25 protein-coding genes and 2 pseudogenes are annotated in these 23540 nt (G+C 59.5%); 18 read left to right on the plus strand and 9 right to left on the minus strand.

Features of this window, described 5'->3' with window-relative positions; genetic code table 11:
- The first annotated feature begins 166 nt into the window (after positions 1-166).
- From SPBM01_RS19950 to SPBM01_RS19960, 3 genes are all read left to right on the plus strand, one after another.
- Positions 167-1645 (plus strand): hypothetical protein, encoded by a 1479-nt coding sequence (locus SPBM01_RS19950; RefSeq protein ID WP_188063200.1) that lies wholly within the window; start codon positions 167-169, stop codon positions 1643-1645.
- A gap of 120 nt (positions 1646-1765) precedes the next feature.
- On the plus strand, positions 1766-2200 hold the full coding sequence (locus tag SPBM01_RS19955) for a DUF1810 domain-containing protein (protein WP_188063201.1): 435 nt from the start codon (positions 1766-1768) through the stop codon (positions 2198-2200).
- A gap of 62 nt (positions 2201-2262) precedes the next feature.
- Positions 2263-2508, plus strand: a complete 246-nt coding sequence (locus SPBM01_RS19960) for a hypothetical protein (RefSeq protein WP_188063202.1) — start codon at positions 2263-2265, stop codon at positions 2506-2508.
- Positions 2509-2902: 394 nt separating this feature from the next.
- Here the strand turns inward: SPBM01_RS19960 and SPBM01_RS19965 are convergent, their stop codons facing one another.
- Positions 2903-5533, minus strand: coding sequence for a DUF5906 domain-containing protein (locus SPBM01_RS19965; protein ID WP_188063203.1), 2631 nt, complete (start codon positions 5531-5533; stop codon positions 2903-2905).
- A 112-nt stretch (positions 5534-5645) separates the two neighbouring features.
- Positions 5646-5825 carry a hypothetical protein gene (locus SPBM01_RS19970; protein WP_188063204.1) on the minus strand — a complete coding sequence of 60 codons (180 nt, stop codon included), beginning with the start codon at positions 5823-5825 and terminating at the stop codon, positions 5646-5648.
- Positions 5826-5909: 84 nt separating this feature from the next.
- Here SPBM01_RS19970 and SPBM01_RS19975 point away from each other — a divergent pair.
- Positions 5910-6008, plus strand: a pseudogene (locus SPBM01_RS19975) (ATP-binding protein); the annotation flags it as partial.
- Between the two features lie 88 nt (positions 6009-6096).
- Here the strand turns inward: SPBM01_RS19975 and SPBM01_RS19980 are convergent.
- Complete coding sequence (locus tag SPBM01_RS19980; protein WP_188063205.1) at positions 6097-7074, minus strand: hypothetical protein; 978 nt, start codon at positions 7072-7074, stop codon at positions 6097-6099.
- The gene (locus tag SPBM01_RS19985; protein WP_223177751.1) at positions 7026-7259 is read right to left on the minus strand and encodes a DUF6471 domain-containing protein; all 234 of its coding nucleotides are present in this window, start codon (positions 7257-7259) and stop codon (positions 7026-7028) included. Before SPBM01_RS19985 ends, SPBM01_RS19980 begins: the two co-directional genes overlap by 49 nt.
- A gap of 106 nt (positions 7260-7365) precedes the next feature.
- On the opposite strand from SPBM01_RS19985, the gene SPBM01_RS19990 reads away from it, so the two are divergent.
- Positions 7366-8322, plus strand: coding sequence for an IS1595 family transposase (locus SPBM01_RS19990; protein ID WP_188065855.1), 957 nt, complete (start codon positions 7366-7368; stop codon positions 8320-8322).
- 76 nt (positions 8323-8398) lie between these two features.
- On the opposite strand, the gene SPBM01_RS22060 is transcribed toward SPBM01_RS19990, so the two are convergent.
- Positions 8399-8533: a hypothetical protein gene (locus SPBM01_RS22060; RefSeq protein ID WP_262504274.1), complete on the minus strand. Its 135-nt coding sequence runs from the start codon at positions 8531-8533 to the stop codon at positions 8399-8401.
- Between the two features lie 143 nt (positions 8534-8676).
- Positions 8677-9063, minus strand: a complete 387-nt coding sequence (locus SPBM01_RS19995) for a hypothetical protein (protein WP_223177752.1) — start codon at positions 9061-9063, stop codon at positions 8677-8679.
- Between the two features lie 110 nt (positions 9064-9173).
- On the opposite strand from SPBM01_RS19995, the pseudogene SPBM01_RS20000 reads away from it, so the two are divergent.
- Positions 9174-9968 (plus strand): annotated as a pseudogene (locus tag SPBM01_RS20000) (ATP-binding protein); the annotation flags it as partial.
- A gap of 188 nt (positions 9969-10156) precedes the next feature.
- Here the strand turns inward: SPBM01_RS20000 and SPBM01_RS20005 are convergent.
- From SPBM01_RS20005 to SPBM01_RS20015, 3 genes are all read right to left on the minus strand, one after another.
- Positions 10157-10534 (minus strand): polymer-forming cytoskeletal protein, encoded by a 378-nt coding sequence (locus tag SPBM01_RS20005; protein ID WP_188063207.1) that lies wholly within the window; start codon positions 10532-10534, stop codon positions 10157-10159.
- The gene (locus SPBM01_RS20010) at positions 10515-11651 is read right to left on the minus strand and encodes a peptidoglycan DD-metalloendopeptidase family protein (protein ID WP_410483014.1); all 1137 of its coding nucleotides are present in this window, start codon (positions 11649-11651) and stop codon (positions 10515-10517) included. Before SPBM01_RS20010 ends, SPBM01_RS20005 begins: the two co-directional genes overlap by 20 nt.
- A 207-nt stretch (positions 11652-11858) precedes the next feature.
- Entirely contained in the window at positions 11859-14141 is a 2283-nt protein-coding gene (locus SPBM01_RS20015) for a putative bifunctional diguanylate cyclase/phosphodiesterase (protein ID WP_188063209.1), read from the minus strand.
- Positions 14142-14506: 365 nt separating this feature from the next.
- Between SPBM01_RS20015 and rpsL the strand changes: the two genes are divergently transcribed.
- The 12 genes from rpsL to rpsC all read left to right on the plus strand — a co-directional run bounded on the left by rpsL (position 14507) and on the right by rpsC (position 23531).
- Positions 14507-14878: a 30S ribosomal protein S12 gene (gene rpsL, locus SPBM01_RS20020; protein ID WP_056692058.1), complete on the plus strand. Its 372-nt coding sequence runs from the start codon at positions 14507-14509 to the stop codon at positions 14876-14878.
- A gap of 13 nt (positions 14879-14891) precedes the next feature.
- Entirely contained in the window at positions 14892-15362 is a 471-nt protein-coding gene (gene rpsG / locus SPBM01_RS20025) for a 30S ribosomal protein S7 (RefSeq protein ID WP_188063210.1), read from the plus strand.
- Between the two features lie 159 nt (positions 15363-15521).
- Positions 15522-17594, plus strand: a complete 2073-nt coding sequence (gene fusA, locus SPBM01_RS20030) for an elongation factor G (RefSeq protein ID WP_188063211.1) — start codon at positions 15522-15524, stop codon at positions 17592-17594.
- A 133-nt stretch (positions 17595-17727) separates the two neighbouring features.
- The gene (gene tuf, locus SPBM01_RS20035) at positions 17728-18918 is read left to right on the plus strand and encodes an elongation factor Tu (RefSeq protein ID WP_188063212.1); all 1191 of its coding nucleotides are present in this window, start codon (positions 17728-17730) and stop codon (positions 18916-18918) included.
- 144 nt (positions 18919-19062) lie between these two features.
- Positions 19063-19371 carry a 30S ribosomal protein S10 gene (rpsJ, locus tag SPBM01_RS20040; protein WP_006960299.1) on the plus strand — a complete coding sequence of 103 codons (309 nt, stop codon included), beginning with the start codon at positions 19063-19065 and terminating at the stop codon, positions 19369-19371.
- A 258-nt stretch (positions 19372-19629) separates the two neighbouring features.
- Positions 19630-20388, plus strand: coding sequence for a 50S ribosomal protein L3 (gene rplC, locus SPBM01_RS20045; protein ID WP_188063213.1), 759 nt, complete (start codon positions 19630-19632; stop codon positions 20386-20388).
- A 3-nt stretch (positions 20389-20391) separates the two neighbouring features.
- Positions 20392-21015, plus strand: coding sequence for a 50S ribosomal protein L4 (gene rplD / locus SPBM01_RS20050; RefSeq protein WP_188063214.1), 624 nt, complete (start codon positions 20392-20394; stop codon positions 21013-21015).
- Positions 21008-21325 (plus strand): 50S ribosomal protein L23, encoded by a 318-nt coding sequence (locus SPBM01_RS20055; RefSeq protein WP_188063215.1) that lies wholly within the window; start codon positions 21008-21010, stop codon positions 21323-21325. Before rplD ends, SPBM01_RS20055 begins: the two co-directional genes overlap by 8 nt.
- A gap of 1 nt (position 21326) precedes the next feature.
- A complete protein-coding gene (gene rplB, locus SPBM01_RS20060) occupies positions 21327-22163 on the plus strand; it encodes a 50S ribosomal protein L2 (protein ID WP_188063216.1) in 837 nt (278 codons plus the stop codon).
- Positions 22164-22169: 6 nt separating this feature from the next.
- Positions 22170-22445 (plus strand): 30S ribosomal protein S19, encoded by a 276-nt coding sequence (gene rpsS / locus SPBM01_RS20065; RefSeq protein WP_007707899.1) that lies wholly within the window; start codon positions 22170-22172, stop codon positions 22443-22445.
- Positions 22445-22831 (plus strand): 50S ribosomal protein L22, encoded by a 387-nt coding sequence (gene rplV, locus SPBM01_RS20070; RefSeq protein ID WP_188063217.1) that lies wholly within the window; start codon positions 22445-22447, stop codon positions 22829-22831. Before rpsS ends, rplV begins: the two co-directional genes overlap by 1 nt.
- A 4-nt stretch (positions 22832-22835) precedes the next feature.
- Positions 22836-23531 (plus strand): 30S ribosomal protein S3, encoded by a 696-nt coding sequence (gene rpsC, locus SPBM01_RS20075; protein ID WP_188063218.1) that lies wholly within the window; start codon positions 22836-22838, stop codon positions 23529-23531.
- The last annotated feature ends 9 nt before the right edge of the window (positions 23532-23540 follow it).

The following is a 23540-nucleotide window of genomic DNA, read 5'->3' on the forward strand; positions in this document are numbered from 1 at the left end:
GGCCGTAAGCGGCCTGGCTGGTTTCGATTAGCCGCCACGGCAAAGGAGACGTTCGTGAAGATCACGCGACGTCGTCAGAGAATATCGAATCGGTGGGCCTGACTGAAAGTTCCAGAAGCTCACGGCTAGACTGGAAGTATTAAGTCTCCGTCGTTACCTATCTGGAATGGAATTCATCAAACCGCTCCGGAACTATCTGCGCTCTTACAACTGCGTCTCGTTCCTCCAAGCCATCTGGTACCTGAGCAACCATCTTGAGTTTGGAGGCAGGCTGCCTCCCTATCTCGCCAACTCGAATCCTAAGGGGCTCAAGAGCAACCTCGCTCTCGGCTTTTTTCTATGGGAACTTGATACTCTATCGCGCGAAGTGATCCTCTATTGCCAACCTCGAGTTGGCAAACATGTCACCGATTGGAACCAAGTCGCAAAGGCGCTCAATCTGCTCAAGAAGGCCGAGGTAGATGGGTCCACAATCGATCAGCACAATATCATGTCTGAGATGGCCCGCATCGCCCACCGCCAATTCCACTGGCAGCAGGGCGTCAGTCACAATGATCTCATCAGGACACGGAAGATCTATCGTAGCGCTGGAATGAACGACGTGGTCCGTTCCGTCTACGGCCTCTCAGCGGAGCAGGTCGCTCTGTCCGGTTTTGCAGCACTCTCGACATACATTGAACACTTCGCCATGACGGCTGATTGGTGCGAGAACGTCGTTCCGTTGCTGGGTTTCAATCCTCGCAGAGTGATGGAGAATTTGACCGTCGATCTGGCCTTCATTCGGAAAAGTGCTCACGATGTCCGGTCTTTGAATGGCGATTGGGCATACGCATTCAATCCCCTCTGGCTACATCCACTCATTCGGCTCGAGGATGGAAGGATCATCTGCCCATTCCCAGGTCTCCTCGCGCGCCGAATGACTGACGGCCTCTACTTCGATATCGCCGGCCACGATGTCGATGTGCTCAGCGCCCACATGGGTCCGGCCTATCAAGCCTACATCGGGGAAGCCCTGGATCGGGCGAACAAAGGCAAGTTCTCCGTTTTGCCAGAGCAACCGTATGGATCGAAGAAGCAGCCGAAGGACGCCGTTGATTTCATCGTCGTCGACGATACCGCCACGCTCTTCGTCGAGACCAAACTTCTCAAGATGGGCCGCGCGGCCAAGGAATACCTCGCTCCCGACGCCACTGTCACAACGCAGCTCGCCAAGCTCGCGAAGGCCATCGGCCAAGTCTACGCAACGCTGTCCGACGCCCTCGCTGGCCAGTATCACCATTGGAAGCCGAACGGGAAATCCGTTCATCCGATCCTCGTGACAATGGACAATTGGAACCTGTTCACCCAAACTATCCACGGCGTCCTCAGCGCCCTCGTTCACGCTGAACTCGACCGCCGCAAGATCGACCGATCGATCATCACAGATCACCAATATGTCGTCTGCTCGGCCAACGAATTCGAGGTTGGGATCCAGGTCATGCACGAGGTCGGCATTCAACCCTTCATCGAGCCGCTTTCGAAAGGCGAGAAGGTCGGCTGGCTGTTTTCCGGCCACATGCGACAGAGCTTCTCTAAGGAGCTGCTGTCGGTAGTGCCGCTGTTCCCCGAAGAGCGTCGATCGCTTCTCCCTAAGCGTCCGGTATAGTGGCACCGGAGAGGCTGAGCTACAGACCGCTTTCGAGATCATGAGCCGCTACCTCGATCGGCCGGTATTGGCGCAAAGCGGCTTTTCGGAACGTCCGCGCCCTTTTCGCGTCATAGCCGTATGACCAACGATCCGCACAACCTACAGCGCTTCCTCGACGCCCAACACCCCGCCTACGCCACCGCCCTGACCGAGTTGCGCCGTGGCAGGAAGACCACCCACTGGATGTGGTTCGTCTTCCCGCAGCTTGCAGGTCTGGGTCGCAGCCCGACGGCCCAGCATTACGGCATCGCATCACTGGCCCAGGCCCGCGCCTACCTGGAACACGCGACGCTGGGCCAGCGCCTGCAGGAATGCGTGCGGGCGCTGCAGGACCTGCCGCATGGCAACAGCGCTGCGGGCGTGCTGGGCGATGTGGACGCCATGAAGCTGCGGTCGTCCCTAACCCTGTTCGAGGCGGCGGGCGGCGGCGGCCTATTCAGCGCCGCGCTGGAACGTTGGTTCGGGGGCGTGCGCGACGACACCACGCTGGCGCTGTTAGGGCGGCACGGGTAAATCCTGTTCAAAAGGGGCACGCAACATTGGTCAACGCTGGTGGCAAACTGTAAAGTGGCGGCATGACCAAAGACACAACTCGCGCCGTCACCTTTGGTGGCATCACCCTTGACGCTGAGCGCGTCTGCGACAACGCCGACGGTTACGACCGCATCACCGCCTGGGACCCCGACACTGGCCAGCGAATGGTTGAGATAAGTTGGCATCGCGACACGCTGCAGTTGGGGCTAATCCTGCATGGTGACCGGCGCTGGTCCTTCGACGCGATGGAGGATATGTGGACGTTAGGCAAGGAGGCGCTGGCCTGATCAGGCAGCACATTAAAAGAAGCTGGCTGCGATAAAAATTTTGTCGCGTTCACGGTCACGGGGTAAATCCGTGACACCTGCAGTCCGCAGCTACTGCGCCGAGTATTCTAAATATCGGCGTTGCTGCAAAGATAATCAAGATAAGCGCGGAACCGCTAATTGGCATGGCGGTTATGCCTGTGTCGGACGCGATCAACTTGCCCCCCCGCACAATCCGTTCGGCTCCCATCGAAGCCCCGCCTTCCCCCCGACGGCGGGGCTTCATTTTTGAGGGAACCGGCCCGATACGCTGCTACGCTCGACCACCCTATTGACGCGTCTTGCCAAATTAGAATAGCCCAACCCCACATTCTTAAATTAGAATTTGGGGCGGGGGTAATAATGTAGCATTGTATCAAAAGGGGGTCGGGCCATCATCGTCAGGAACCGCTCGCTCGCCGCTGCCGCCCTCTTCCGAGACCGGCACCGTGTAACCCGTCGCCCTTTCGAACAGCTTACGGGCCTCGGCCAGTGGCGGGAACGGATACATCCGGGCCTGCCCACGATTGGGATCGTTAGGATCGCGCAAATTCTTGGTGTCGAACCCGCGCGGCATAAAGCGCGTCAGCCGCGTCTTGATGCGCTGCTCGTCCCCTCTGTGCCCCAGTTGGCGTGCGAAATAGCGATAGTCCTTCATGACGGCCGCCACCGGGACCCACCGCGTTTCGGTCTGGCTCCAGGGATAAGCGGGCGTCTCGGCCTCACCCGACAGGATGTTGATGCCGTCCTGCAGCCGGGAAAAATACCAAGCGGCAACCGGATCATTGGACAGGTTCAACAGCTTCTGCTGCCGCAGCGCGTCCGTCTCAGGGATGCTTTCCGGGTTCCAACCGGTAATGTCACGAGCAAGCAGCTCGCCCAGCATCGCTTCATACCCCCCGGTTTCCATCTGCTCGATCAGGTCGCCAAAATAGCGTCGGCGCGCGTCAGGGTCGTCCTGATGGGGATTGGTCACTTCGAACACGGCATATCGGCGCTCCCGCGCATCGGCGCGGACTACATGGTCGTTATTGCTGGTCATGATCATGCGGAGATGATTCGGCGCGGTCCAGTTTGAGAAGAACTTATCTTCTACCCGAAGCGTCGGGCGCGTGATCAGATCCTTGAAAATTCCGTCCTGGGTTCGATTGCTGGCGGCAACCGCTTCTTCGAGGCCCAGCAGCAGGGTGCTCTCAAGGCGGGCGTTGAACTTGCCCAGGACATCGTCAGCCAGCGCCGTGACGAACGCCGCTTCGCCAAAAAGATGGGCCAGCAACTGGATCAGGATGCTCTTGCCAGCACCCTTATAGCCCATCAGCACAAGCGCCACGCCCAGCGGTTTGCGCAACCATTGTACGCAACCGGCCAGCCAGTTCATGAGATAGGCGAACGAAGCATCGTCGCGGTTGCAGACGTTTTCGCGAAGGTGGCGCTTCAACAGTGCCCAGCCTTCTGGGTTATCGACCGCCTCCACGGCGAAACCGCGCCAGCTGTTCAGGACGCCAGTCTGCGGCTTGTCGTGCCCCGGCAGGAACATGATGCGATCGAACTGACGACGGCGGCCGTCGTCGAACCAGTGCTTACCCCTGGGCTTAAACACCGGGTCACCTTCCTTACTGGTTCCCACGGGCACACTCATGACGTAGCGATCCTGGAACGCCTGCTTGGGCAGATAGTCGACGGTATAACGATCAAACCGCTCGTCAAAAATCTCCTCCATCACGACGGTACGACTGCCGCGCGTCACGATGGCGTGGTCGCGGTTCATGTTTTCCACATGTGCAAGAGCAAAGGCGGCAAAGTCGATCGCGACGTTCGGCTTGTCGTCACCCACATCAAGGCTGGCGTTGAAGGCGGCACGGAAAAGCCACAGCAGGGAGTCGGCCGTGAAGGCGGTGTCCTGCGCATATTTGTTGAAGAGGCGCTGCGGCTCCCCTTCGCGGTACTTTGCACCCCGACGCGACCATTCGTCCGCCATATCGACGGCAGCCGTGCCGAATGCGAAATAGAGCGAGCGTAGGATGCGATGCCAGTGTCCCGACTCGTCCGGGTCGATCAGCGAAAGACAGGTTTCCACCGCGTCCTTATCGACGCGGCTGTAACCCACCTTCAGTCCCAGGATGCGGCGGGCCGCCGCTTTCTTCACCGGATCGTGAAGAAGCTGGCGCGCTTCGCTTTTGGACATGGGACGAGCCGTCTTGATCAAATCGGACAACAGATTGGTGTGCAGTTCCACAGGAATCTGGTCGGCTAAGTCCCACTTGGGCGGGAACTCCGGGGGGACCAGCACCATAGCCGCAGATTTGGCACCGGCTTCTATAGCGCGCGCAAGAAAGCGGCGCATCCCGTTCCGACCGACAGGATCGTTGTCAGGCCAGCCGACGACCGTGCGACCGTTAAGGGCCGACATGTCCACGCGATCTATTGCGCCAGTCGTCGCCCCGCCGGGCCAGCAGATGACCTTTTCGGCAATGAACGTGACACGAGCAGCGGCCGCAGCCTTCTCCCCCTCGACCACCAAAACCAGGCTTTCAGGGCAATCTGCCAGGATATTGAGACCGCAGAGCGGTCGGGTGCCAGGGATGCTGGTCCACCAAAAGACATTCTCCCCCGTCGTCTCGCTACGGCCGCAATAGCGCAGCACGCGGACCTGCTTGCGTTCCGATTCGTGACGATAGTGAACCACCTGCATCAGCAACTGCCCTTCAGCATCGGGATAATCATAAGCGGTGGCTCGGAAGCCAGCGGCTAACAGGCGGTCGTGCCCGTTGCGCTCCTTGGCGGGCAGCGCATCCAGCACCTCGTTGCCGCGCGCGTCGCCCGGGAAGGCCACAATGCCACCGGTCTTATGGTTGCCTGCGCGAACGCCCTCAGCGACCCGCTCCACGATGGGACGATCCTGGATGGCATTGTAGGCTTCGCGGTCATCAGCGCTAAGGCCGATGGGTGTCAGGTCTTCTTTGCCGTCCTCACCATAGAGGGCGACGTGGGTGTTGAAATCGTTCACGGAAATCTCCTGGCCGTTCGGGCCAAATAGGTGGGCGCGTGGGCGCGTGGGCACGTTGCGCGCATGGCGCTCGTGGGAAAAGGGGAGGCGGGGTTGCCCGCCTCCCGTCGGGTTAAAAGGGCAACTGCTCGCTATCGTCGGGAAAAACATCGGGGTTGCCGTCCCATTCGAGGCGGTCCTTCATGGGTCCGAGTTCTTCCTCGTCCGTACCGATCAGGCGATCCCAATCCGCTGCGCGGTCGGGAACGTCGAAATCTTCTTGGGCAATGTACAGGTCTTTTAGCTTTCCCATCTGGCTCTATCTCTTTCAGCGCGGCGAGAGGGTGGGGTCATCCCGAACGTCACATCAATGCCCTGTCGCGGTCATTGTGCTTTACACAACCTGCTGATGGTCGGGCCGCCTGGTGCGGGCAAATCTTTAATGGCAAGTTGCCTGCCCGGCATCCTGCCGCAACTGACGCCGGGCGAAGCGCTCGGCATTATGTAGCAAACGCACCAAGGCGATTACGTTCGCCATTGTGCGCGCTGCGTGTGCCCCCGTTTAAGGGGTAAAGAGCGTGTCTTTAAGTTCGATAGTTGTAATCGTTGCCGCCCTCTTCTGTAATCCAATCATGGGAAAAAGAGTGGCGGAAACAAAACCCGGTTTCGTGGATAATGTTGTTTACGTCTCGATACACCACATTCCCATAAAGGAAATGGCTGTAATCGTTCATGGAGATAAGCATCAAAAAAGTCTCCCGCTGACTACGATAGGGTTCGGGGGTTTTATCATTGATAACCATGGCCCTATTACCACTGTCAGAAAACTTACGGCTCTCAGCGGATGGAGGAAGGACCAAGGTGTCTCTCAGTTTTTCGTTAAATTTGTGGATTCTAGATCGATACAGCTTTTGCTCGTTGGTCGGATTGGGATAAAAATGTCCCGGCATTGGCGGGACGATGTCATACGCAACGACTTGGCAAAGTATCTTATCAATAATAGCGGGGCTTGCACCGAAGTTGGTCAATTTGAATCCAAATTCAAATGGCCAGCCTTCACTCATCCATTTCGTGGCGTTTGTATCTACAACCTCAACAAAAACCCAAGGGCGGATCGCTTTTTCAGCGATCTCATTAGATTTTCTGGTTTCGACAACGGCATTCAAGGCGGCCATTGCTCCTTTTTCAGTCTCGATAGCGGCTTTCTTGGCATACCAAGCGGCGAAGCCAGCGGCGATCAAAGTGGCAGCACCTATGACGGCTCCAACGCAACCGAGCCAAAAGGTGCGCCTAGTCCAATCGGCGGAATCTTTGGCGGCATCAGCAGCCTTCCACTGGGCGCAAAGATCGGATTGACGATTGTCCTTACCGGCCTCGCATCCTGCATCTGGCTCTGGTCGTTCATTCGCCTGCTCAATGGCCGTAGCAATGTTCCGCAATGCCTCGGTGCTGGCATTCTGGGCGTCGGCTTGATTGCGATCAGCGGCCTGTTTTTCTGGTGATGCCGCTAAGATCAGCCATCCGAAAGCCGCAAGGATGATGTACCGATAGCTTCCAGACATTGCACCAAAAACACCGCCGTAAATTTGCCCCGACTCAGCTTGTTCCTGATATTCGGCTCAGAGTCCATCACGCCTATGTCAGCCAACTTCCCCACGAGTTCAGCATAGGACAGGCCACGGCGCTTTAGCTCGCCTTTGAGCATCCCTTTTACCTTATCTTCCCATTCTTTTTCCGGTTTTGCCACGATCGTATCTCCAATGATGTTGGATGCATCATATTCGATACGTTTGTCATTGACAACAGTGCATAAATGTCATTATATACGATGCATAAGCAACGGATACGATGACATGCAACACTTTCTCCTTTCTTCCAAAGCCCGCACGATCAGCCTCAAGGCTGTTTTCACCATGGGCGAGGATAAGGCGTATCAGACCTTTTGCGATATGCGCTGGGATGAGACGGACGGCGAGCCTGTGTGTCCGCGTTGCGGCTGCGTGGAAGCCTACAGCATTTCGACCCGCCGCAAGTTCAAGTGCGTTGGTTGTCATCACCAGTTCAGCGTCACTAGCGGCACGATCTTCGCAAGCCGCAAAATGTCGTTCACCGACTTGCTGGCCGCGATCGTCATTTTCGTGAACGGCGCAAAGGGCGTGGCCGCGCTTCAATTGAGCCGCGATCTGGACTGCCAGTATAAGACCGCTTTCGTTCTCACGCATAAGCTGCGTGAAGCAATGGCGCGTGAGCAAATGGGTCGCCAGCTTGACGGCGTGGTCGAAATAGACGGCGCTTATTTCGGTGGATACAGCAAGCAGGAAAACCGTAAGGAGGATCGCAAGGATCGGCGCTTGAAGGCTAACCTCACAGGCAAGCGCCAGTGCGTTGTCATCATGCGTGAGCGTAACGGCAAATCGCTACCCTTCATCGTCCGCAACGAAGGTGATGCTGTTCCTTATGTCCGCGATCATGTCGGCACCGTCGCCACGATCATGGCCGACGAAGGCACGGGCTGGGACGCCCTTCACGCCGGTTGGGATACGCGCCGCGTCAATCACTCGGTTGCGTTTCTCGACAAGGGCGCTTGCACCAACCAAGCCGAAAGCTACTTCTCGCGCCTGCGCCGCATGGAAGTCGGAACGCACCACCATATCGCTGGCCCCTACATCGGCCAGTATGCCCGTGAGGCTTCGTGGCGTGAGGACAATCGCCGCGTTGATAACGGAACGCAGGCCGCAATGGTTACGACTGCTGCGATGGATGCGCCGGTTAGCCGCCAGTGGAAGGGCTATTGGCAGCGGGAGGCTTGACACTCGATTCACATAATGATTCAAGGGGGAAGGCCGCCACGGTTCCCGTGACGACCCCCTTTCAGATCAACGCGGCTCAGTTTGTTGGCCGACCGCGCGAGTCTTTCTTGAAGGTTTCGACAATAGCGCCTGAACGCCGTTGCTCTGCCTCCCTGACGGTGACGAACTGACCATTGTCAGCATCGCGACCGCGTTTTCCCGTCTTGCTCATTGGATATATCCTTTGACAAGCGGGCGGTCGGGCCGCCCACCCTGAGGCACCGATTGCGCCCCCGCGTATAGGCAGCAAGCAGTCCCAGGGAGTTGGCCCTGTAACCATGTTGATCGGTCAAAACGATTCGCGCAAGACGCCGTCTATCTCGCGATCTCCCAAAGCAACCAAAGCCCCGTTTCCTCCACCGACCGCACAAGCCCCGCTTGCCGCTTGTCGCGCAGCACGTGACCCACGCGCCGCGTCATGATGTTAAGGATACCCGCGTCATTCTGTAGCCCGCGCTGGTCGACGATCATGGACGCTAACTCCCGCGTGGATAGCGGCCCCTTGGCAACGCGCAGGATCGACAGAACGGCACGGCTCATTTCCCCGCGCTTGCTCCACGACTTTGGTGGGGCGAATATCTTGGGCAAGACGCTCTCCTGCACGAAGTCAGGCGCGAACAGCCGTAGCGTGGCGTCCAAATGCTCAAGGTCGGTCGATAGCTGCTGTAGGCGAGCGTGGCACAAAGCAATCTCGCCGGTCATCTCTGCGCGCTTCCGTTTGAGCGCGTCTAAGGCATAGTCTGTCATATGATGACATTACAGCACGCCAGCGATTACATCTATCATTCGCTTGGTGCGTTTGCTACATAATGCCGGAAGCGCTGGAAACGTCGATGGTGGCCAGTGTGGCTGGCACGCTGGATGGCGGGCGGATCAGCCGGGCGCGCCCGTTTCGCAGCCCCCATCACAGCGCATCGATGGCGGCGCTGGTGGGCGGCGGGCTGAAGGCACGGCCGGGCGAGGTCAGCATGGCGCATCTTGGCGTGCTGTTTCTGGACGAACTTCCCGAATTTCAGCGCGCCGTGCTGGATTCGCTACGTCAGCCGCTGGAAACCGGCGAAGTGACAGTTGCCCGCGCCAACGCGCATGTGACCTTCCCTGCGCGGGTGCAGTTGATCGCGGCGATGAACCCGTGCCGGTGCGGCCATCTGGGCGATCCTGCGCTGGCCTGTTCGCGCGCGCCACGCTGCGCCGCCGATTATCAGGCGAAGGTGTCGGGGCCGCTGCTCGATCGCATCGACCTGCATATCGAAGTGCAGGCGGTGACCGCTGCTGACCTGGTGCTGCCGCCGCCAGCAGAAGGATCAGCGGAGGTCGCCGCGCGCGTTGCCGCTGCTCGTGCGGTGCAGACTGCGCGTTATGCCGATACCAAGGTGCGCACCAATGCCGAAGTGGATGGCGAACGGCTGGAAGAGGTTGCCGGACCCGACGAGGCGGGGCGTCAATTGCTGGCACAGGCGGCTGCTGCGATGAAGCTGTCGGCGCGGGGTTATACCCGCGTCCTGCGGGTTGCCCGCACCATTGCCGATCTGGCTGGCGCGGAGCGGGTAGGGCGGGTGCATATCGCCGAAGCGCTCAGCTATCGCCGCCGTCCGCCGGTGAATTGAAAGCTCAGGGGAGCGGCTTGACGCTGAACAGCGTGAAAAAACCGATGGCGACCCCACCCAACGCAAAGCCGATCAGGAAGCGGCGAATATCGGGCCAGAAATCAGGCGTTTCCACAGCATCCGTCTCCCCATCATGATGATGGTGGGGCGTATCGCGGGCGCTGCCCTCTATCCAGTGACAAATATGGTTAGCCGCTCTCGTTCGCGATCAGCTTGAGTTCGGCGACGGGGGCATTGTCCTTATGCGTGAAATGCCCCTCGATCCGGCTGCCCGGTTCGATCGTGATGCGTTCGTAACGCACGTCGCCGGTAATCCGGGCGGTGCTTTCCACGACCAGTTCTTCCGCTGTGATCGACCCGTCGACCAGTCCAGCCAGCCGCGCGCTCTGCGCTGTGACATGGCCGCATATGCGACTGTCTGGTCCCTGCACCAGCGCGGCGCAGCTGATGTCGCCTTCAACTACGCCATCGACATGCAGGTCGACCGATGCCGACAGGTTGCCGCTGATCGTGACGTCGCCGCCGATCAGCGAAAAGGGCGTGTGCTTAGCCCCGGTTGCCGACATCGGCGAACCGGGCCTTGGCGATTTGCTGGACTTGGAGAACATCTTGGGCAGCCTCCAGAAAACGGCGGGGGTTGATCGCCTGGCCATTCAGCCGGACTTCGAAATGCAAGTGAGTGCCGGTCGATCGGCCAGTCGATCCCATGCGACCGATCGTGTCACCGCGCGCGACGGTCTGGCCCACGCGGCTGGCATAGCCGGACAGATGGGCGTAGCGAGTCATCAGGCCGTTGCCATGTTCGACTTCGACGACATTGCCATAGCCTTGACGCTGGCCGACATAGCCGACCTTGCCACCGGCAGCGGACAGGATCGGCTGACCATAGCTGCCGGGAAAGTCGATCCCTGCATGGAAGGCGGCGTGACCGTTGAACGGATCGCGGCGATAGCCATAGGAACTGGTCTGCATGGGCGCGGTGGTGGGCTTTCCCGATGGAATCGCCATCAGGCTGCGTTCCAGAAACTCCATACGGGCCAGCGCGCCAGCCAATTCTTCCAGCTCGCCGGTCATGGCCCCCTTGTCGCCTTTCCATGGCACGAAGGGACCGCCCTGCGCCTGTGCAGCGCTACGGGCCAGGCTGTCGGGATTAAGGCCGAAACTGCGGATCGCGGCAGCGGCCTTGTCGGCCCGTCGCTCGACCGCACTGGTCAGCATCAGCGCGAAATGGCGCTGCCGTTCGGCCAGGCGCATCAGTGGTGCAGCTTCCGGGGCCATGCTGATTTTTGCGTTCAGCTTGCCTTTTTCTTGGGCTTTTGCCGGTGCGATCAGCTCTGCGCCGCTGGAATTGCTCTCCTCCGACCCGAAGTGGGTCTTGTAGAGATCGTCCATGAAATCCTGGCGCGCTTTCAGATCCTGCGCCAAATCCTCGACCGAATCGCGATAGTCGGCCACCTTGTTTGCGCTGCTGGCAACGGCCTTGCCCTGCTGGGCCAGCATCGCGCGTTCCTGCGCGACCGAGGCACTGTTGGCTACCATGGCCAGCGTTGCGGCACCCCAACCTACCAATGCAGTCGAGACGATAGCGATGGTTGCCAGCTGGACACGACGAGAGATGCGCAGAAAACGCACTTGCCCGCCCGAACGGAGAAAAACCTCCCGCTCAGGACAAATGGCGTTCAATCGCGCCCGGAGAGCGACAGCTCCCTTGATGGTTTTTCGAGACAATGGCGACCCCGTGGCTCTTTTCGAGTCGGGCCGTTAGCAAAGCTTTGCCTTTCGCGCGAATCCGTCGTTGCGGACTCGTGACGAGTCGAAGGCGAAGTGGGACGAAATGATTGATTTGCGATTTTGTTCCAGGCTGCGCGAAAAATTTTCTTCGGCGTTGGGCTAGGAGCGCTGCTTGCGTCTTTCCTGTTCCAGCAATGCCATTACCGCTGGCGCTGGCATGGCTGCGCCAAAGTGGAAGCCCTGGCCGTAATGGCACCCGCCCGCGCGCAGATAGTCCAGTTGGTGGCGGTTCTCGACCCCTTCGGCTACGGTGCGGATACCCAGGCTGTAAGCGAGGTTGAGGACAGTGCGGACAATCGCGGCGTCGTCCGGGTCGGTTTCCAGGTCGCGCACGAAGCGCTGGTCGATCTTGATGATGTCGATCGGAAACTGTTTGAGATGGGAGAGAGAAGCGTAGCCGGTGCCGAAATCGTCCAGAGCAATCGCGATGCCTGCGTCGCTCAGGCGATGCAGGGCGATGCTGACCCGTTCTGCATTGCGGCCAAGAAAGACTGACTCCGTCACTTCCACTTCCAGGGCGGAGGGCGGCAGCCCCGCCTGTTCCAGCCGTTCGATCAATCGTCCGGCGAAATCATCGTCATTGAGGTCGGCGCCCGACAAATTGAAGGCAATCGGTCCGGCAGTAAGGCCTGCGTCGCGCCAGCGGCGACAATCGACGATGATGCCCTCGATCATCTGCCATGTAATCATCGGGCCAAGTTCTGGATGTTCGAACGCGGCGGCGACATCTGCCGGCATGATGATCGTGCCGTCGGCCGTCGGGCAACGGAACAGTGCTTCGAACCCGACGACGGCGCCGGTGTCGAGCGCGACCTTGGGTTGATACCAGGGGCAGGGGCGCTCCTGCGTCAGGATGTGCCGGGCGCGATCCAGCATTGCGCTCTCCTGCTCCCAACTGTCCAGCAGTTCTGGGCCGAACAGCATGGCGCGTCCACGGCCATTGTTCTTCGCGTGATACAGCGCAATGTCGGCATGTTTGACGAGCGCGGCGACATCTTCGCCATGGTCGGGAAACAGCGCCACACCAATGCTGACACGACATTCGATCGGCCTTCCGCGATAGCTGAGCGGTGCGTGAAGATGTTCTGTGATCCGGGTCAGAATCGGCTGAAGCGCGTCTGCATCGGGCAGGCGGGTCAGCAGCACGGCAAATTCGTCCCCGCCCATGCGCGCCACCAGGTCGCCCGGTCGCAGCGCGTTGCGCAACCGCCCCGCGACCGCGCACAGCAGGGCGTCACCTGCATCATGGCCCGCCATGTCGTTGACGCGCTTGAATTCATCCAGGTCGAGCAGCAGTACGGCCAGTTGCGCCCGCGCGACTGAGGCAGCCGTCGCCTGCGTTACCGCCGCCATGAAATGGGCGCGATTGGCCAGGCCCGTCAGCGCATCGGTCATGGCCAGCTGTTCCAGATGCCGCTCGGCTTCCTTGCGTTCGGTGATGTCCACTACGCTGGTCATGAAACAAGGTTCGCCGTCGATCACGATGGGCCGGGAAGACAGCAGCGCATTGCGAATGGCCCCATCGGCCCGGTGCAATCTACACTCGAAATTATCGATCATTTCGCCGCGCTGGAGAATTTCGAACAATTGGTCGCGCACCGGCAAATCGACATAAGTCTGTTCTACATGCTCCAACGGTACGTCCCGCCCGGCGGCATAGGCTGCCGTAGCCGCCTGGTTAAGGCGCAGGACGCTTCCATCATAACGTGTCACGAGCAGTGGCAACGGAACGGCCATGAACATGCGTTCCAGCGTATCCCGGCTGTTGGCCAGCGCCGCTTGCGCCGCTTGTGCCGCCTTACCAGCCAGCCACTCCTGTCGCTGAAGCCGATTGCTGCGCGCAATGGCGATCCACATGCCGCAATGAAGCATCAGCACGGCCATGATCATCCCCGGCGTCGTCGGTGCAAGCGGGGCAGGGGTGATATAGCCAATGAGCAGCAGTATACCGCAGACCACGCCGCCGCCGGCATTGCCACGAAAACTGGTGGGGACGACCAGATAATATACCAGTGGCAGCATCACCATCACGAACACCGCAATGTCGCTTCGCGAACTGACCAGAAAGGCGACGCCGATTGCGGTGACGGCCTGCCAGCCCGCACAGATCCGTTCGACCGCAGCAAAGCTGTGTATCCGGCGGCACAGAAATACGCATAATAGCGAACATAGTATCACGGCGACGCGGGCCGGAACGGCAACCCAGAAATGCGGCGTGCCGAAAAAACGCCAATCACTTAGCAGGAACAGGCTATTGAGGATGGCCGACAGCAAGAACAGGGTGCGCGCATGGCGACGCGATTCTGGCAGGCGCTCCGTCTGGAACGCTGCTTCCTTCGTGCGGTGGCGAAACTCGCCGCTGATGGTCGAAAATGCGTTCATGCCCGGTCCATGGCAAACGCCCTTGTGGCGTCCTTGCCAAACTAGCGTCGCCAGGGTTAGCAATTCCCTAACCAGCGGAGCGGACAGGTTCCGCTTCTGGCAGCCGTCATGCGTCGGGACCGTGCTTGACCCTCTGCCACTGCATCGCTATAGGCCCGCCTGCCCAGCGGTCTGTCGCACGAGGATTCGTCCTTCCGCGCCATTCCACCGAGGCAAACACAGAGCTGAACATTACCGGGTGTTCTTGTGGTTCCAGAGGGCGTTTCGTCCGCTGGAGCTTTTGCCGTTTGGACGCGATATGCTGTCCCGATGGCGCAGAAAGCGGGAATGCCACGGTAAAGTAACTGAAAAAGGTGAAGGGCTTCATGCCAACAATCAACCAGCTGGTCCGCAAGGGCCGCGATCCGCAGAAGGCCAAGTCCAAGGTCCCTGCGATGGAAGCCAACCCGCAAAAGCGCGGTGTTTGCACGCGCGTCTATACGACGACTCCGAAGAAGCCGAACTCGGCGCTTCGTAAGGTTGCCAAGGTTCGCCTGGTCAACCAGCGCGAAGTCATCACCTATATTCCTGGTGAAGGCCATAACCTTCAGGAACATAGCGTCGTGCTGATCCGTGGCGGTCGTGTGCGAGATCTTCCGGGCGTGCGTTACCACGTTCTTCGCGGCGTTCTGGATACCCAGGGCGTCAAGGATCGCAAGCAGAGCCGTTCCAAATACGGCGCCAAGCGTCCTAAGTAAGGGAGACTAAAATATGTCACGTCGTCGTCGCCCCGAAAAGCGCATCATTCTGCCCGATCCCAAATATGGCGATCAGGTTCTGTCGAAGTTCATGAACTCCATCATGCAGGACGGCAAGAAAGCCGTTGCTGAATCGATCGTTTATGGCGCTCTTGAATCCGTAGAGGCTCGCGCCAAGAAGGATCCGATCGGCATGTTCCATGATGCGCTGAACAACATCAAGCCTGGCATCGAAGTGCGTAGTCGCCGAGTCGGCGGTGCGACCTATCAGGTTCCCGTCGAAGTGCGTCCTGAACGTTCGCAGGCTCTGGCCATCCGCTGGCTGATCACCGCTGCGCGCAATCGCAGCGAGACGACCATGGCGGCTCGCCTGTCCGGCGAGTTGATGGATGCTGCCAACAACCGTGGCAATGCGGTCAAGAAGCGTGAAGACACGCACCGGATGGCGGAAGCCAACCGCGCCTTCTCGCACTACCGCTGGTAAAGGACTGGCGGGCGTTTCGATGCCCGCCATGTCATCCGGTTTCAAAAATTGGTCCGTTCGCCGGGGGTGTCTACCCATGGCGGACGGATTGGTTTAGGGGCCAAGCGCAAGACTTTCACGAATCCCCAACCGCCGGCGCACCGGCAACGGAGAAGCATCATGGCCCGCAGCCATCCGCTCGAAAAATATCGCAATTTCGGTATTATGGCGCACATTGACGCCGGCAAGACCACCACGACCGAGCGTATCCTTTACTACACCGGCAAGTCCTACAAGATCGGCGAAGTCCATGACGGCGCTGCGACCATGGACTGGATGGAGCAGGAGCAGGAGCGTGGTATCACCATCACGTCGGCTGCGACCACCTGCATCTGGAACGATCACCGCCTGAACATCATCGACACTCCTGGCCACGTCGACTTCACCATCGAAGTCGAACGTTCGCTGCGCGTGCTTGATGGCGCGGTCGCCGCATTTGACGGCGTTGCTGGTGTTGAGCCGCAGTCGGAGACGGTGTGGCGCCAGGCGGACAAGTATAAAGTCCCGCGCATGTGCTTCATCAACAAGCTCGACCGCACCGGCGCCAATTTCTATTATTGCGTTCAGACGATCATCGATCGTCTGGGTGCCACGCCTGCCGTTCTTTACCTGCCCATCGGCGCAGAGTCGGAATTCCGGGGTCTGGTCGATCTGGTCGAAAATCGCGCGATCATCTGGAAGGATGAAAATCTCGGCGCGGAATTCTCCTATGAAGAGATTCCCGACGATCTGGCCGACAAGGCTGCGGAATATCGCGAAAAGCTGATCGAACTGGCTGTTGAGCAGGACGATGCGGCAATGGAGGCCTATCTCGAAGGCAACCTGCCCGACGTCGCCACGCTGAAGGCACTGATCCGCAAGGGTACGCTGGCGCAGGCATTCGTGCCGGTGCTGTGTGGTTCGGCGTTCAAGAACAAGGGCGTTCAGCCCCTGCTCGACGCCGTTGTCGATTATCTGCCTTCGCCGCTCGACATTCAGGACGTGCAGGGCATCAACCCTGATAATGATCAGCCCGACAGCCGTGCAACGTCTGACGAAGCGCCCTTCTCCGGCCTCGCGTTCAAGATCATGAACGATCCGTTCGTCGGCTCGCTGACGTTCCTGCGCGTCTATTCCGGCACCCTGACCAAGGGCACCTATCTGAACTCGGTCAAGGACAAGAAGGAAAAGATCGGTCGTATGCTCCTCATGCACGCGAACTCGCGTGAGGACATCGATGCAGCCTATGCGGGCGACATCGTCGCACTGGCCGGCATGAAGGAAACCACCACCGGGGATACGCTGTGTGCCGAGCGCCAGCCGATCATTCTGGAACGGATGGAATTTCCTGAGCCGGTCATCGAATTGTCGGTGGAACCCAAGACCAAGGCCGACCAGGAAAAGATGGGCGTCGCGCTCAATCGTCTGGCTGCCGAGGATCCGTCCTTCCGCGTTTCGACCGATCACGAATCGGGTCAGACGATCATCAAGGGCATGGGTGAACTTCACCTCGAAATCCTGGTCGACCGCATGAAGCGCGAGTTCAAGGTCGAGGCGAATGTCGGCGCCCCGCAGGTCGCCTATCGCGAGTATCTGGGTAAGGCCGTCGACGTCGATTATACCCACAAGAAGCAGTCGGGCGGCACTGGCCAGTTCGGCCGCATCAAGGTGAAGGTCAATCCGGGTGAACGCGGTTCGGGGATCATCTTCAAGGATGAAATCAAGGGCGGCAATATTCCCAAGGAATATATCCCGGCGATTGAAAAGGGTATGCGCGAAACGGCAGCAACCGGATCGCTGATCGGCTTCCCGATCATCGATTTTGAAATCCTGCTGTATGACGGCGCTTACCATGACGTCGATTCGTCCGCTCTGGCGTTCGAAATCACTGGTCGCGCTGCAATGCGTGAAGTGTCGCAGAAGGCTGGCATCAAGCTGCTTGAGCCGATCATGAAGGTCGAAGTCGTTTCTCCCGAAGAATATCTGGGCGACGTCATCGGCGACATGAACAGCCGCCGTGGCCAGATCCAGGGCACCGACACGCGCGGCAATGCGCAGGTTGTCGAGGCGATGGTCCCATTGGCCAACATGTTCGGCTATGTGAACTCGCTGCGCTCCTTTACCCAGGGCCGCGCGAACTATTCCATGACCTTCTCGCACTATGACGAAGTGCCGCAGAATGTTGCGGACGAGGTTAAGGCTAAGATGGCCTGATGTTTTCCCTGACCGACCCGGTCGAACGGGTCGGTTAGGGCTGGTATTCTGTAAATTTGCTGCTATGGACGCGCCTTCGCAAGGCGCGGCCGAGCGGTCAAACCCATCGGATTTGATTAGAAGGTAGGATAAAATGGCGAAAGCTAAGTTTGAGCGGACGAAGCCGCATTGCAACATCGGCACCATCGGTCACGTTGACCATGGCAAGACCTCGCTGACCGCAGCGATCACGAAAGTGCTGGCCGAAACCGGCGGCGCGACTTTCACGAGCTATGACAATATCGACAAGGCGCCTGAAGAGCGCGAGCGCGGCATCACCATTTCGACCGCCCACGTCGAATATGAAACCGAAGCGCGCCACTATGCGCACGTCGACTGCCCCGGCCATGCTGACTATGTGAAGAACATGATCACCGGTGCCGCGCAGATGGATGGCGCGATCCTGGTCGTGTCGGCCACCGATGGTCCGATGCCCCAGACCCGTGAGCACATTCTGCTCGCCAAGCAGGTCGGCGTTCCCCAGCTGGTTGTGTTCATGAACAAGGTCGATCTGGTCGACGACGCTGAAATCCTCGAACTGGTCGAGCTGGAAATTCGCGAACTGCTCAGCAGCTACGATTTCGACGGCGACAACATCCCCGTCATCCCTGGTTCGGCTGTTGCCGCACTTCAGGACAAGACGCCTGAGATCGGCCATGACGCCGTTCTCAAGCTGATGGAAGCTGTCGATACCTGGATCCCGCAGCCTGAGCGCCCTGTCGACAAGCCCTTCCTGATGCCCATCGAGGACGTGTTCTCGATCTCGGGTCGTGGTACAGTTGTTACCGGCCGCGTCGAAACCGGCATCGTCAAGGTTGGTGAAGAAGTCGAAATCGTCGGCATCAAAGATACCCGCAAGACCACCGTCACGGGCGTTGAAATGTTCCGCAAGCTGCTCGACGAAGGTCGTGCAGGCGACAACATCGGCGCGCTGGTTCGTGGCGTTGGTCGTGAAGACGTTGAGCGTGGTCAGGTTCTGGCCAAGCCCGGTTCGGTTACGCCGCACACGGAATTCGACGCAGAAATCTATGTGCTGTCGAAGGAAGAAGGCGGTCGTCACACGCCGTTCTTTGCGAACTATCGTCCGCAATTCTACTTCCGCACCACGGACGTCACCGGCGAAGTCATCCTGCCAGAAGGCACCGAGATGGTCATGCCCGGCGACAATGTGAAGCTCAACATCAAGCTCATCGCGCCGATCGCGATGGACTCCGGTCTGCGCTTCGCAATTCGTGAAGGCGGTCGTACCGTCGGCGCAGGGGTTGTCGGAACGATCTCGAAGTAATATAGAAACGCAGCGGCGCGAATCGTCTGATTCGCGCCGCTCAGTTTTTTCGCCGCCCCGGATCGTCCTTCTCCCGCTCGACAGAGCTAGAAGGGCAATGAGCGGGGTGGTTTGTTTTTGGCTCTTTCGCATCGGTAGTAGGACATGGACAGCAACATCCGCATTCGCCTCAAGGCGTTCGATCATCGCGTGCTCGATCAGGCGACCGGCGACATCGCCGACACCGCCCGCCGCACCGGCGCCCTCATTCGTGGCCCCATTCCTCTTCCGACGCGTATCGAAAAGTTCACGGTCAACCGTGGACCTCACGTCGACAAGAAGTCGCGTGAACAGTTTGAGGTCCGCACCTACAAGCGTATGCTTGACATTGTGCAGCCTACGCCCCAGACGGTCGACGCGCTGATGAAGCTGGATCTGGCTGCTGGCGTGAACGTCGAGATTAAGCTGGCCTGAGCTGGCAAGTCCCTGCTTTCCGAAAGGTAAGCAGGGTATCGGGCATTTCGGTTCGCTGGAAGCTCACACGACACAAGGGATACCGCGCGGCTTTTGCCGTGGCCCTGGTCCCCCGTCGCTGTTCCCGAATAGGGAGTGGCATCCAACCCAGACGGGGTGATCTACAAGCTAAGGGTTGGCCGCGAAGGAGAAATCCTGAGCGGTTTTTTCGTTGGATACGCCCGCTGAAAATGCGGGCCTCTATTGGGAGTATGGATCATGCGCACTGGCGTGATCGCGAAGAAAGTCGGGATGACCCGCCTGTTCCAAGAGGACGGGCGTCATGTTCCGGTTACGGTTCTGGCCCTTGAAGGCAACCAGGTCGTGGCTCGGAAAGATGTTGACAGCGACGGCTATGTGGCTGTGCAGCTGGGTGCCGGCGTCGCGAAAGTTAAGAATGTAGCAAAGCCGCAGCGTGGTCACTTCGCCAAGGCGGAAGTTGAGCCGAAGGCGCGCTTGGTCGAATTTCGCGTCGCCGAGGATGCACTCCTCGACGTCGGCGTTGAAATCGCCGCTGATCATTTCATCGACGGCCAGCTGGTCGACGTGTCGGGTCACACGCAGGGCAAGGGCTTTGCCGGTGCCATGAAGCGTTGGGGCTTCGGCGGTATGCGCGCCACGCACGGCGTGTCTATCAGTCACCGTGCGCATGGTTCGACGGGTAACCGTCAGGATCCCGGTCGCGTCTTCAAGAACAAGAAGATGGCCGGTCACATGGGTGATCGTGAGCGGACGCAGCAGAACCTCGAAATCGTCCGTACGGACGTCGAGCGTGGCCTGTTGTTCGTCAAGGGTTCGGTCCCTGGTGCCAAGGGTACCTGGTTGACTGTCAAGGATGCCGTAAAGGTGCCCCGTCCCGCCGACGTTCCCTACCCCGCCAGCCTGAAAAAGGCTGACAACAGCAACGATGTGGTTGCCGCTGACACCCCGGCTGAAGAAGTCGTGGCAGTGGAAGTCACCGAAGGCCAGGAGGGCTAAACCATGAAGGTCAAGGTACAGACCCTCGACGCAACGGAAGCTGGCGATCTGGAGCTCAACGATGCCGTATTCGGTATCGAGCCTCGCGCCGACATCCTGCACCGCGTCGTCACCTGGCAGCTGGAAAAGCGTCGCGGCACTGCCCGTGGCACACGGGAACGTTCCGACGTCGCCCGCACCGGCAAGAAGTTCGGTCGCCAGAAGGGCGGCGGTACTGCCCGTCACGGCGATCGCCGCGCTCCGGTGTTCATCGGTGGTGGTAAGGCGCACGGCGCCCGCGTCCGCGACTTTAACCCTTCGCTGAACAAGAAGGTTCGCGCCCTGGGCCTGAAGATGGCGCTGTCGTCGAAGGTGAAGGACGGTTCGCTGTTCGTCATCGACAGCCTCGACGTTGCCGAAGGCAAGACCAAGGCGCTTGTTGCCAACCTCGCCAAGCTGAACCTCACCAAGGTGCTGTTCATCGATGGCGATGCGGTCAACATCAGCTTCGCTAAGGCGTCGGCCAACATCATCGGCGTGGACCTGCTCCCTGCCGTTGGCGCCAACGTCTATGACATCCTGAAAGCCGAATCGCTGGTGCTGACCCGCGCTGCGGTCGAAAAGCTGGAGGCCCGTTTCAATGGCTAAAAAGCAAACCGGAACCGTCGATAACCGTCATTATGACGTCGTCGTCGCGCCGCACATCACCGAAAAGTCGACGCTGCTCAGCGAAAACAATGCGGTGGTGTTCAAGGTCGCTGGCGATGCGACGAAGCCCGAAATCAAGGCCGCTGTCGAAGCGATCTGGGGTGTCGAAGTCAAGAGCGTGAACACGCTCGTGACCAAGGGCAAGACCAAGAAGTGGAAGGGCCGTCCCTACACTCGCTCCGACGTAAAGAAGGCGATCGTCCGCCTGGCCGAAGGCCAGTCGATCGACATCACCGAGGGAGTGCGCTGAGATGGCGCTTAAGCATTATAACCCGACCAGCCCCGCCCAGCGCGGGCTGATCCTGGTCGACAAGTCCAGCCTGCACAAAGGTAAGCCCGTCAAGGCGCTGACCGAAGGCAAGCGCAAGACTGGCGGCCGTAACAACAAGGGTCATGTGACGTCGCGCGGTATCGGCGGCGGTCACAAGCAGCGCTATCGCATCATCGATTTCAAGCGTCGGTTGTGGGACGTCGAAGGTACGGTCGAGCGTCTGGAATATGACCCCAACCGCACGGCGTTCATCGCACTGGTGAACTATCCCGACGGCACGCAGGCTTATATCATCGCGCCGCAGCGTCTGGCTCCTGGTGACAAGGTCATCGCGGGCAAGAAGACCGACGTAAAGCCGGGCAACGCGATGGAGCTGGGTCAGATGCCGGTCGGCACGATCATCCACAACATCGAGATGAAGCCGGGCAAGGGCGCGCAGCTTTGCCGTTCGGCCGGCACCTATGCCCAGCTGGTCGGTCGCGATCGTGGCATGGTCATGGTTCGTCTGTCGTCGGGTGAACAGCGTTACATTCGTTCGGACTGCATGGGCACCATCGGTGCTGTCAGCAACCCGGACAATGGTAACACCAACCTTGCCAAGGCTGGCCGCAATCGCTGGAAGGGCATTCGCCCTCTGACGCGCGGTGTTGCCAAGAACCCGGTCGATCACCCGCATGGTGGTGGTGAAGGCCGGACCTCCGGTGGCCGTCATCCGGTTACCCCATGGGGTAAGCCGACCAAGGGTGCCCGTACCCGTCACAACAAGTCGACCGACAAGATGATCATCCGGTCGCGTCACGCCAAGAAGAAGAGGTAATCCGCGATGGCTCGTTCCGTCTGGAAAGGTCCGTTCGTGGACCTCAGCCTTCTGAAGAAGGCAGAAACGGCGCAGGACGCCGGTGGCCGCGCCCCGATCAAGACATGGTCGCGTCGTTCCACCATCCTGCCCCAGTTCGTTGGCCTGACGTTCAACGTCTATAATGGCCGCAAGCATGTTCCGGTTTCCGTGAACGAGGATATGGTGGGTCATAAGTTGGGCGAATTCGCTCCGACCCGCTTCTTCCCCGGCCACGCTGCCGACAAGAAGGGCAAGCGCTAATGAGCAAGGAAAAAGCTCCCCGTCGCGTCGCCGACAATGAAGCGCTGGCCGTTGGCACGCAGATCCGTGGTTCGGCTCAGAAGCTGAACCTAGTTGCGACGCTCATCCGCGGCCGCAAGGTCGAGGACGCGCTGAACATCCTCGCCTTCTCCAAGAAGGCGATGGCCGTGGACGTTCGCAAGGTGCTGGCTTCGGCCATCGCCAATGCGGAAAACAATCATAACCTGGACGTCGATGCACTCGTCGTCGCGGAAGCATCGGTAGGCAAGGCGTTCACGCTCAAGCGCTTCCATGCCCGTGGCCGCGGCAAGTCGACCCAGATCCTCAAGCCTTACAGCCGCGTGCGCATCGTCGTTCGTGAAGCTGGCGAAGAAGCGGAGGCGTAAGCACATGGGTCACAAGAGCAATCCGATCGGTCTGCGTCTCCAGATCAACCGTACCTGGGACAGCCGCTGGTTCGCCGAAGGCGCCGACTATGGTCGCCTGCTGCTGGAGGATCTCAAGATCCGCCAGTATATCTTCAAGAACATGCCGCAGGCCGCGATCTCCAAGGTCGTGATCGAGCGTCCGGCCAAGCTGTGCCGCGTGTCGATCTATGCCGCTCGTCCGGGCGTCATCATCGGCAAGAAGGGTGCAGACATCGAAAAGCTTCGTCGGAAGCTGGGTGCGCTGACCTCGTCCGACGTGTCGCTGAACATCGTCGAAATCCGCAAGCCGGAAGTCGACAGTCGTTTGGTCGCACAGGGCATCGCTGACCAGCTGGAACGCCGCGTGGCATTCCGCCGGGCCATGAAGCGTGCGGTGCAGTCGGCTCTGCGTCTGGGTGCCGAAGGCATCAAGATCACCTGCGGCGGCCGTCTTGGCGGCGCAGAGATCGCGCGTGTCGAATGGTATCGCGAAGGCCGCGTTCCGCTGCACACGCTGCGTGCGAACGTCGACTATGCCGAAGCCACGGCGCACACCGCCTATGGCGTTTGCGGCATCAAGGTATGGATCTTCAAGGGCGAAATTCTCGGCCATGATCCGTTCGCGACCGACCGGCTTATGCTGGAGGCTCAGACCTCCGGCGTGCGTCCGGCGCGCTGAGAATAAGAA

The organism is Sphingobium sp. KCTC 72723 (genome assembly GCF_014280435.1).
Taxonomy (GTDB): Bacteria; Pseudomonadota; Alphaproteobacteria; order Sphingomonadales; family Sphingomonadaceae; genus Sphingobium.